Source organism: Streptomyces sp. NBC_00659 (assembly GCF_036226925.1).
In the GTDB taxonomy this organism is placed as follows: Bacteria; Actinomycetota; Actinomycetes; order Streptomycetales; family Streptomycetaceae; genus Streptomyces.
Map to the genome: position 1 here is coordinate 1,437,604 of NZ_CP109031.1, position 9,485 is coordinate 1,447,088.

Sequence of the window (9,485 nt, forward strand, 5' to 3'; positions counted from 1 at the left end):
GCTCAATTACTGAAGGTGGAAAGGGACACGGATCCCAAGGACCCGAATGACGCGCTGACGGTGGCGCCGGCCTCGAGATCAACCGCTGCGGCCAGCGATCCGGCCAGGACCAGGTCGCCGGCAGCGATCCCCTCGCCGAAAGAGGCCAATATGCGCACAAGGCATGCCACGGACTCCGCCGGATGTCCCATCACGGCCGAACCGTTCGCCGTCTGAACGGAATCACCCGACTCGAACACCATCGTCTCGGCGGCGAGGTCGCGCCCGTCGAAGGGAACGGCCTTGCCCAGGACAGCCATTGCCGACGAGGCGTTGTCCGCGACGGTGTCCACCCACGCGATGTCCCAGTTCTTGATACGGCTGTCGAGTACCTCCAGGGCCGGGAAGACCTCGGTGGTGACGTTCAGGACGTCCGCAGCCGTCGTACGGGGATCGGAGAGGTCGGCGCCGATCCGGAACGCGATCTCCCCCTCGACCTTGGGCGAGATGAACCATCCCGGATCGAGGCGGGCGCCGTCGGCGAGAAGCATGCCTTCGGTCAGAAACCCGAAATCCGGTTGATCGACGCCGAACATCTCCTGGATGGGGATGCTCGTGGCGCCGATCTTGTATCCGGCGTGCACCGCCCCGTTCTTGTGTTCAAGGGTTCGGAATGTGCGCTGGATGGCGTAGGCGTCCAGCGCGGTGAACTCGGGATACCGAGCGGAGATGGACGGTATCGCCCTGCGCTCGTTCTTGGCGTTCCAAAGTTCGATGGCTATTTGCTCATGAACGGCGTGTGGATCCTGAAGCATAGTTCGTGGCCGAATCGGCTGCTGCGCAGGTGGCCGGCGCAGCTGTCCCCGTCTCGGCACTCCTCCATTCAGGCCTCGGGAAAGCTACTTGGTCGCCACGAACAGCCGACCACCCGGCATGATGTGTGACACGCAATCGACATTCGAGAAGCCGGCGCTGCGGAACTTTTCAACCCATTGGTCCGCGGTGGGCAGCTTGATTCCCATGAAGTTCGAGTGCAGGTAGGTGAAGAGGGCGCTGAACTTACGCTCGCGAGCTTCCTGCCCGTACGAGACCGCATCGACCACGGCCAGGACGCCGCCGGGCGCGAGTGCCTTGCGGCAGGTGCTCAGCACGTCTTCGAAGACGGATTCGTTCTGCAGGACGTCGTGCATCACGAAGCACGCCTGAATGACATCCGCCCCTTCGAGCGGACCGGGGTCGGTGATCAGAGACTCGACCGATCGCTCGATGACCTGCAGCCGGTCGTCCACGCCGGCTCGTCCCGCGGCTTCTCGCGCAGCGGCGCAAGCGGCCGGGCTCAGGTCGAGGGCGACACCGGTACGGCGGTCGTCCTGGGCGAGGAGGTCGATGAGCAGACCGGCCGCGCCCGCGCCGAGGTCGACGACGTGCTTCGCGTCGGCGGCCACGACCCGTTCGACAACGGCGGGGTAGAAGGCCCGATCCCCGATCCAGCGCGAACTGACCGCCACCCGGCGCCCGTCACGGTGATGGGCGTCAGCGGCGGACGTGCTGTCGGAGAGGAAGGCTCGGGCGTTCTGCAGGAGCGGACTGTTGGCGGTCAGCGCCCAGGACAGGTACCCGACCTCGTGCCTCCAGTCCGCGTAGTCGTCGGACGCGCGGTACAGGTCGTTCCCGTCCTCGGCGGCGACCAGCCCGGCGGCCGACAGCGCGTGCACATACTCCCTGAGGCTGTCCTGGGAAAGACCTGTCGCCTCGGCCAGATCGGCGATACCGAACGTGCTGCCCGAGTCCAGCACCTGGTCCACGCCGATCTCGGCACCGATCTGGAGCAGCGCGGCGACCGCCGCGTAATCCGCTCCCACCTCGCGTGCGGAATCCAATTTCACCTTTGCTCCTCAGTGTTCTGAACGATCATCAAATTACGTCGTACAGGGAGTTCTTCTGGGCGAGGCCCATCGCCACTTCGATGATGGCGTCCTCCTGGCCGGCTACTACTCCCCTACGGCCCAGCTCCATCAGGATTTCCCGTGGATCCACCTGGAAGCGCTCCGCGGCGCGCCGTGTGGGCGCGGCGAATCCGGAGAAGACACCGGCGATGCCGCTCGCAATGGTGACGCTGTCGTTCGTCGGAATGCGCTTGACGAATGTGGATTCCGCGAGATCGGCCGCGTCAAGTGCCGCGAACAGCTGGAGCCTGGTCTCTATCTGTTCCAAGTGCAGGTTTGCGGCGACCAGTTCGAGCGGGGCGTTACCGGCCCCGGCGCCGAAGCCGCGTGCCGTCACGTCCACGATGGTCGCGCCGGCCTTGACGGCGGCCATGCTGTTCATCACCGAAAGGCCGAGGTTGTTATGACCGTGGAAGCCGATCTCAATGTCGAGTTCCTCGACGAGAGCGCCGACCTTTTCATCAACTGCGGCCGGAGTGTACGCACCTGCCGAGTCCATCAGGATGACCGCGTGTGCTCCGTACTCCTGTATGAGCCGCGCCTGCTCGATGAGCGTCTTGGTCGACGCCATGTGGCTCATCAGCAGCATGCCTTTGACCGTGACACCCATCTCACGGAGCATGGTGATCTGCTGGCGGGTCACATCCGCTTCCGTGCAGTGAGCGCCGACCCTGACCTCGTCGACTCCGCAGTCCAGTGCCGGCTTCAGATCGCGTTCGACCGTCGCGAACCCGGGGATGGACAGGACGCCGAGCCGTGTCTGCTTCAACTGGGCGCGCGCGGCCGTGAGCATCTCCCTGTCGGTCAGCGCGGCACGTCCGACCTGGATGGACGAGGCGCCAAGTCCATTGCCGTGCCCGACCTCGAGGAGGTCGGCCCCCGCAAGCTCAGCGGCCTTGGCGTAGGCGGCGATGTCCGCGTGACCCAGTTGATGCGCTACGGCGTGATTCCCGTCCCGCAGGGTCGTGTCACAGATGTTGAGCCGTCGCTCGGCAGGTGTATTCATCGACGTGCCTCCGCTCGCCCCTCGGCAACAGCCACTGCCGCACAGGTGATGACGTCCAGATTCCCGGCGTAGCGCGGCAACCAGTCACCGAGTCCTTCCACTTCGATGGTCACCATGATGCGATCGCCGGTGGCGACCGGCGGGACGACAACGCGATAGCCCGGGACGTAGGAATTGATCCGCTTCTCCATGTTGTCGACCGAGACGCGCAGCGCTTCCATGTCGACGTTTTCGGAGGCCGGAACGGCGATGGTGTTCCGCATCACCATTCCCGGCTCCGCCGGGTTGATGACGAGAATGGTCTTGGCCGTGTCCACCCGGCAGAACTCATGAGTGGCATGCTGAGTGGTGAAGGCGTATTCATCGATGTTCGCCCTCGTCGCAGGACCGACGCTCGCCGATGAGCTGGCTGTGGCGATCTCCAGGTATCCCAGGCCGTCGGAAGCATCGCTGAAGCAGCGCGCGATGGGGACTGCGGCTTGTCCACCACAGGTCACCATGCTCACGTTCTGCTCGGTGAGGCACTCCTCGAGGTTCAGGGCCGGAACGCAGAATTTACCGAGATGCGACGGCGTGAGGTCGATGACCGGAATGCCCAGACCTTCGAGGATATTCCAGTTGTGCACCGCGTCCTGGGCCGACGTCGCGTCGAAGACCACGTCGATTCGGTCCGCCAACTCGGCAACCGCGTCGATCCCGCCGGCAGTCGTTGGGATCCCGCGAGAATCGGCGAGCTCTATACCCGGAGAGCTGACACGTCGGCCGGCGAACGAGTCGCACCGGAGATGGGGTGAGGCCATGACCTTGAGCAGCAGGTCGCAACCAATATTTCCCGTGCCTATGATAGCCACACGAAGAGGATCAGCAATGGAGCCTTTTTGTGGGTGCATTCACCTAACCTCTATCCGCAGTCTCAATGCTGTGAGCGTCGGGCCGAGTCCGGCCGACGAGATGCGTACGGGGAGCCTGTGCTATTTCCTGCTGCCTCGCGCCGGAGACCGGGTCGATGGATTCAGCGTTCCAACCGGCTCGGCCCAACTCCAGGACGATCCGGCCGGCCCGCGGCGCCGGCACTGCGAACGTGATGGAGAAGGTTCCTTCTTCCGCGGAGTGCCGCGGCACCACGTCCTCCGCCTCCACGTGGAATGTCTTGAGAGTGTCCAGCAAACGCACCAACTGCCCAGGAGTCTCCGCGACCAGAACCTCTACGTGCGTCTCCCTGTCCGCGGCCTGCCGCCCCTGAATCGCCGCCAGGCCGGCAGCCCCCCTGTTCAGCAGGTCCACCATCGGCTCCAGGCTCTGGCTCCTCATGTCCTGCGGTGCACTGGACAAGTCGTCGAGCGTGGCCAGCAGTGTCGTCAGATCGTCGCTGAGTTCCCGGAGCACTCCGGCGACAGCGGATGCGTTGGCTTGCAGGATGTCGCTCCACAGCCCGGTGTCTCTGACAGCTGTCCGCGTCACGTCGCGCAGGCCTTGCCCCGCGAGCCGAAACGCCTCCCGCGAGCTGTGTTGAAGTCGCGCGGCCATGAGACTGGCCACCAGATGAGGAGCATGCGATGTCAACGCCACCGCGTTGTCGTGCGCGCGACTCTCCATGATCACCGGAACTGCCCCGCACAGCGCGATCATTTCGAGCACTCGGTTCACCGCGTCCTGGGAAGTCGTCTCCGAAGGAGTCAGGACCCAGGCCCGGTCCTCGAACAGATCCGCGCGAGCGGCAAGCGGGCCGCATCGCTCACGGCCGGCAAGAGGATGTCCACCTACATAACTGGACGGGGTGTCCACGGACTTCCGGATGTCTCGTGCCAGTTGCGCCTTCACACTGGCCACGTCGGTGTAGCTCCGGGCCAGCCCTCGTGCCTGCATCTCCGCGAGCACATCGCCAACTGCGCTCGGTGGTACCGCGATCACTGCCAAGTCGACCGGTTCGTCCCAAGCGCCCACCACTCCCGCGCCCAACGCGGCGGCCGTGCGAGCGGCCACTTCATCCTTGTCGAGCAGATGCACTGTTATGTCGTGCCGACTGAGAGCCAAGCCGATTGAGGTGCCGATCAGGCCCGTGCCGACCACAGCCATCGTTCGTATCATCGTTACCCCCCTTCAGCCTGTGGGCGGCCGCCGGCCACCGCAGGGCTCACCCAGCCGACGCCACCGGTCTGCCCGCACCCCGAGCGCGGGATCAGGTCAGTAGCCGAAATCCGCCCAGCGCATTCCGTCGGCGGACGGCACAAGACCGCCTTCCCGTATCGGGCCTTCGTCGTCGGCGACGTCTCCCAGCGCGGCATGGACCTGGATCTTGGCCCCCTCTTCGAGGACCGACTGGACAAGCGTCGAGTCGAACAGGTCGCGATCCGTTCCGCTCTCGCCCGCGGGCCGGTCGGCCAGCTCGGAGAACTCCCGGAACTTGGACTCGCGCTGTTCGGTGTAGGAGGCGGCGTTGACCAATCCGCCTTCGCGCGAAGCTCCACCGCCGACCAGTTCGACAAAGGACTCGAGTCCGGGCGCCGAGCTGTTCATGACCTTCTTGGCGGTCCAGAAGTACGAATCCTCGTCCTGGTGCATGTCGTAGAACGCCACCAGGAAATCGTGGAAGAGCGAGTACTCGTTCCGGTACCGCACTTCGTACTCCTCGAAGCACTTCGTCTCTTCGAAGTCTCCGCTCAACGACGAGTTGATGGAGCGAGCAGCCAGAAGACCGCTGTAGGTGGCGAGGTGCACGCCGGAGGAGAAGACCGGATCGATGAAGCATGCGGCATCGCCCACCAGGACCATGCCGGGGCGCCAGAACGTGTCCTGGCAGTACGAGTAGTCCTTGCGGACCCGGACCTCGCCGTAGGGACCGCTCTCCACCCGACGTGCCTCGGACAGATATTCCGCGATGATCGGACATTCATCGATCAGGCCCATCAGGGCCTTCTCCCGATCCCCCTGAACTCGCTCCAGGGCCTCGCGCCGCAGTACCGCGCCGACGCTGGTGAGCTCATCGGTGAGCGGGATGTACCAGAACCAACCGGAGTTGAAGGCGGCGCAAAGAATATTGCCGGAGTTGGGGGCAGGAAGCCGCTTCCCGCCCTCGAAGTAGCCGAAGAGCGCGATGTTCTGGAAGAAGTCCGAGTAATGCCGTGTACCGCCGATCCGGCTCTGAATGCGGCTCTTGTTGCCGGAGGCGTCCACGACGAAGCGGCTGCGCACCTCGTGCCGGACTCCGTCAACGTCGCTGTAGAGCACCCCGCAGACGCGGCCGTCCTCCTCGATGACATCCACCACTGAGCTCTTCTCGCGGACCTCGACTCCCTTGTCACGCGCGTTGTCCAGGAGAATCTGGTCGAACTTCATCCGCTCGACCTGGTAGGCCAGCGAGGTCGGGCCCGAGAAGGTCGAGGAAACGGAGAAGGAGAACGTCCACGGCTCGGGGCTGCTCCCCCATCGGAAGGTGCCTCCACGCTTGGGCATGAACGCGGCCTTCTCCAACTCGTCCGAGACGCCGAGGAGTCTGCAGACACCATGCACCGTCGAAGGCAGCAGGGACTCCCCGATCTGGTACCGGGGGAACTCTTCCTTCTCCAGGAGAAGAACACGGTGACCCTGCATAGCCACCAGGGTGGACACGGTAGAGCCACCCGGCCCACCACCGACGACAACGACATCGAACTCGTGGTCCTCGACTTGCATGACACCTTCTCCTTAATAGTGTGTTCAGGGGGATGAAAGATGTCCGTATCAGCCCCGACTACCGGAAACAAACGAGCGCAAGGTGCGTGCGGCGGCCAGGTCGGCACAGCCGGCCAGGAGGAGGGCCTCCTCAAGTTCCGTCCGCAGGAGCGAAAGCACCTGAGTGACTCCCGGCGCCCCAGCCGTACTCAGCCCCCACAACACCGGACGCCCTACCAGGACCCCATCAGCGCCCAGCGCCAGTGCTCGCAGGATGTCGGTGCCGCTGCGGACACCGCTGTCCATAAGGACCTGGCACTGCCCGCCCACCGCATCGACCACCCACGGCAGAGCGGTGATGCTGGGCAGCGCACCGTCCAACTGCCGGCCACCGTGGTTGGAAACCACCACCGCGTCGGCCCCGAGTCGGACGGCCTGTTCCGCGTCCCTGGGATCAAGGACGCCTTTGATCACCAAGGGAAGTCGGGTCTGCTCCCGGATCCATTCCAAGTCGGACCAGCCGAACGTGGAGTCAAAGGCAATCTTCGTGTGAGCAGCCACGGCCGACTCTCCGGATCGGCGGGAATGCGCCGCGGAAGGGCCGTCGGGCTCGAGGTTGGCACTACGGATCCAGGAGGGAAGCGCGAACTCGTTTCGCAGGTCGCGTAGCCGCCGGCCCATGATCGGGACATCCACGGTCACCATCAATGCCTGGCAACCGACTTGCTCGGCGCGGCGGATCAGCTCGACCACGCGACCGCGATCGTGCAACCAGTACAGCTGAAACCACAAGGTTGCCCCGACCTTGGCAATCTCCTCCAGCGAATGGCTGCTGATCGTGCTGACCACAAAGGGCACTTGCGCCGCCAAAGCGCCCTCTGCGGCTGCGAGATCGCCCTCTGGATGCAGCAGGCGCTGGTACGCCATCGGCGCGACGGCGAGCGGCAGCGCTGCCGAAGTGCCCAGAAGCTGCGCACGGGTGTCGGTCTTCTTGACGCCTGCCAGCACCCTGGGCACGAGTGACACGCTGTCCAGAGCCGCACGGTTGGCGTCCAGGGTGGATTCCGTGCCGCTGCCACCGGCGATGAAATCCCACACCGCCGGCGCCAGCCGCGCGGCGGCCGACTGTTGCAGGTCTTTCACGCACACGGGCTGCGTTCCCGCTGTATCGACCGGTCCCCCGGACTGCTGAGCCATTACTTCTCAGCCTCCCCTTCGGCCCGCTGCCGTTCGACCGCTTCGTAGAGTGCCTTGATGTTCCCGCTCCCGAAGGTGCGAGCCCCCAGACGCTCGATGACCTCCATGAAGAAGGTGCCGAGCGGGTGGACCGAGGCAGTGAAGATCTGGAACAACTGGCCGTCATGGTCCTCGTCGACCAGGACATCCAGTTCTTGCAGTTCGGAAACAGAGTGCTTGGCCAGATCCACGGACAGCAGCCGGTAGTAGGCATCCGGAGTGCTCAGGAAGGACACACCCTTTGACTTGAGCAGGCCCACTGACTCCACAATGCTGTCTGCGGTGAACGCGATGTGCTGGACGCCAGCCCCATCGTGATTCTTCAGAAACTTGTCTATCTGCCCCGGATCGAGCGACGTATCGGGTTCGATCAAGGTGAGCGTGACAGAGCCGGATCGACTCTGGACCACCTTGGAATCCATTGCCTGACTGCCCACCACGATGCGCTCCTCGAAGATCATCTGGAAGTCCAGGACCTTCTCGTAGAACTCCACGGTGGACGTGAGCTGCCCAGCTTCGAGACAGACGGCGAAGTGGTCTATCTCGCCCAGGCCGCTGTCGAACCGGGCACCCTTTTGCGGAACCGACGAGAAACCCGGAAGTATCCGCGCATCGCTACTGGCGGGGCGCTGCACGAAGGTGTGAATCACATCTCCGAAGCCTCTGATCGAGGCCGTTATGAGCCCGTCCCGCTCGGCCGGTTCCGCCACCGCTGCGGCGCCCCTGCGCACCGCCTCGGTGAATGTCTCCGTGGCGTTGGAGGTCGCAAGCGCGATATTGGCCACCCCGTCACCGTGCTGCTCGACGTATGCGGATGCAGGGTGGTCGGCACCCTGCGCCATCGTCAGCACCAGCCGGATCTGATTCTTGCCGAGCGCCACCGAACGGATGACCTCGGCAGACTCTGCCGGTTCGGAAGCTCCGTAGATCTCGAACCCATAGCTGTCTATGAACTGCGCTGCAGCCACCGCCGTGTCTTGTACATAAAACTCGACATGGTCAATGGAGAGTTCATCGAAAATGGACACGTTCGAATTCACCATTTGCTTCACCTGCTCGGTTGACTGTGTGCAGGAACTGAGGTTGGTGAGGACTGGCAGGGTTCACGCCGTTGCATTCATCTGCTGCACGAGGCTATGCGGCCGCATTTCCGTCCAGTTCGAGTTGATGTACTCGATGCACGATGCGCGGTCATTCGCATGCACGGTGGTCCAGCCGGCCGGCACCTCAGCGAACTTCGGCCAGAGCGAATACTGCTTCTCTTCGTTGACCAGTACGAGGTATTCCGCCTCGGGGTTTTCGAAAGGGTTGGTCATGACTTCGCTCCTTCTGTTCCTTGCGGGTGCACGGGCTCGGTGATGTGTGGGACCGGCTGAGCCGCGACATCGCGGTAGACGTACCCACCGTCCGGGGGCTTGTTACGCCACTCTTCGGCGAAACAGGCCGACAGGGCGACGGTTTTCCATTCGTCGCGACGGCATTGTCTTGATCTCTACGGGGCAGCTCCTGGACGAGCCAATGGCGGCACGATATCCCTCCACCCGATAGGCCGCAGGGAACCGGACTGATCCTCAAGCGGATCTGGATCCGAATTCAAGGAAACCGTCCGCACTCGAAGTACGATTCAGGATCGCTTGAGATCCAGGCTTCCCAACCGGATCGAGGGG

The 9,485-nt window shown here is 64.0% G+C and carries 9 protein-coding genes; all 9 read right to left on the minus strand.

What is annotated here, in order from left to right; translation table 11 throughout:
- Positions 1-2 precede the first annotated feature (2 nt).
- A complete protein-coding gene (locus tag OG410_RS06150; RefSeq protein ID WP_329298187.1) occupies positions 3-794 on the minus strand; it encodes a 2-keto-4-pentenoate hydratase in 792 nt (263 codons plus the stop codon).
- A gap of 84 nt (positions 795-878) precedes the next feature.
- Positions 879-1,859, minus strand: coding sequence for a class I SAM-dependent methyltransferase (locus tag OG410_RS06155; RefSeq protein ID WP_329298188.1), 981 nt, complete (start codon positions 1,857-1,859; stop codon positions 879-881).
- 34 nt (positions 1,860-1,893) lie between these two features.
- Positions 1,894-2,931, minus strand: a complete 1,038-nt coding sequence (gene dmpG / locus OG410_RS06160) for a 4-hydroxy-2-oxovalerate aldolase (protein ID WP_329298189.1) — start codon at positions 2,929-2,931, stop codon at positions 1,894-1,896.
- Positions 2,928-3,782, minus strand: coding sequence for an acetaldehyde dehydrogenase (acetylating) (locus OG410_RS06165; protein WP_329298190.1), 855 nt, complete (start codon positions 3,780-3,782; stop codon positions 2,928-2,930). Before OG410_RS06165 ends, dmpG begins: the two co-directional genes overlap by 4 nt.
- Before the next feature lie 43 nt (positions 3,783-3,825).
- The gene (locus OG410_RS06170) at positions 3,826-5,007 is read right to left on the minus strand and encodes a prephenate dehydrogenase (protein ID WP_329298191.1); all 1,182 of its coding nucleotides are present in this window, start codon (positions 5,005-5,007) and stop codon (positions 3,826-3,828) included.
- A 108-nt stretch (positions 5,008-5,115) separates the two neighbouring features.
- Entirely contained in the window at positions 5,116-6,603 is a 1,488-nt protein-coding gene (locus OG410_RS06175; protein ID WP_329298192.1) for a tryptophan 7-halogenase, read from the minus strand.
- Between the two features lie 48 nt (positions 6,604-6,651).
- Entirely contained in the window at positions 6,652-7,779 is a 1,128-nt protein-coding gene (locus OG410_RS06180; protein WP_329298193.1) for an alpha-hydroxy acid oxidase, read from the minus strand.
- The gene (gene hppD / locus OG410_RS06185) at positions 7,779-8,861 is read right to left on the minus strand and encodes a 4-hydroxyphenylpyruvate dioxygenase (protein WP_329298194.1); all 1,083 of its coding nucleotides are present in this window, start codon (positions 8,859-8,861) and stop codon (positions 7,779-7,781) included. The genes OG410_RS06180 and hppD overlap by 1 nt, the downstream gene beginning before the upstream one ends.
- A 60-nt stretch (positions 8,862-8,921) precedes the next feature.
- Positions 8,922-9,134: an MbtH family protein gene (locus OG410_RS06190; RefSeq protein WP_329298195.1), complete on the minus strand. Its 213-nt coding sequence runs from the start codon at positions 9,132-9,134 to the stop codon at positions 8,922-8,924.
- Positions 9,135-9,485 lie beyond the last annotated feature (351 nt).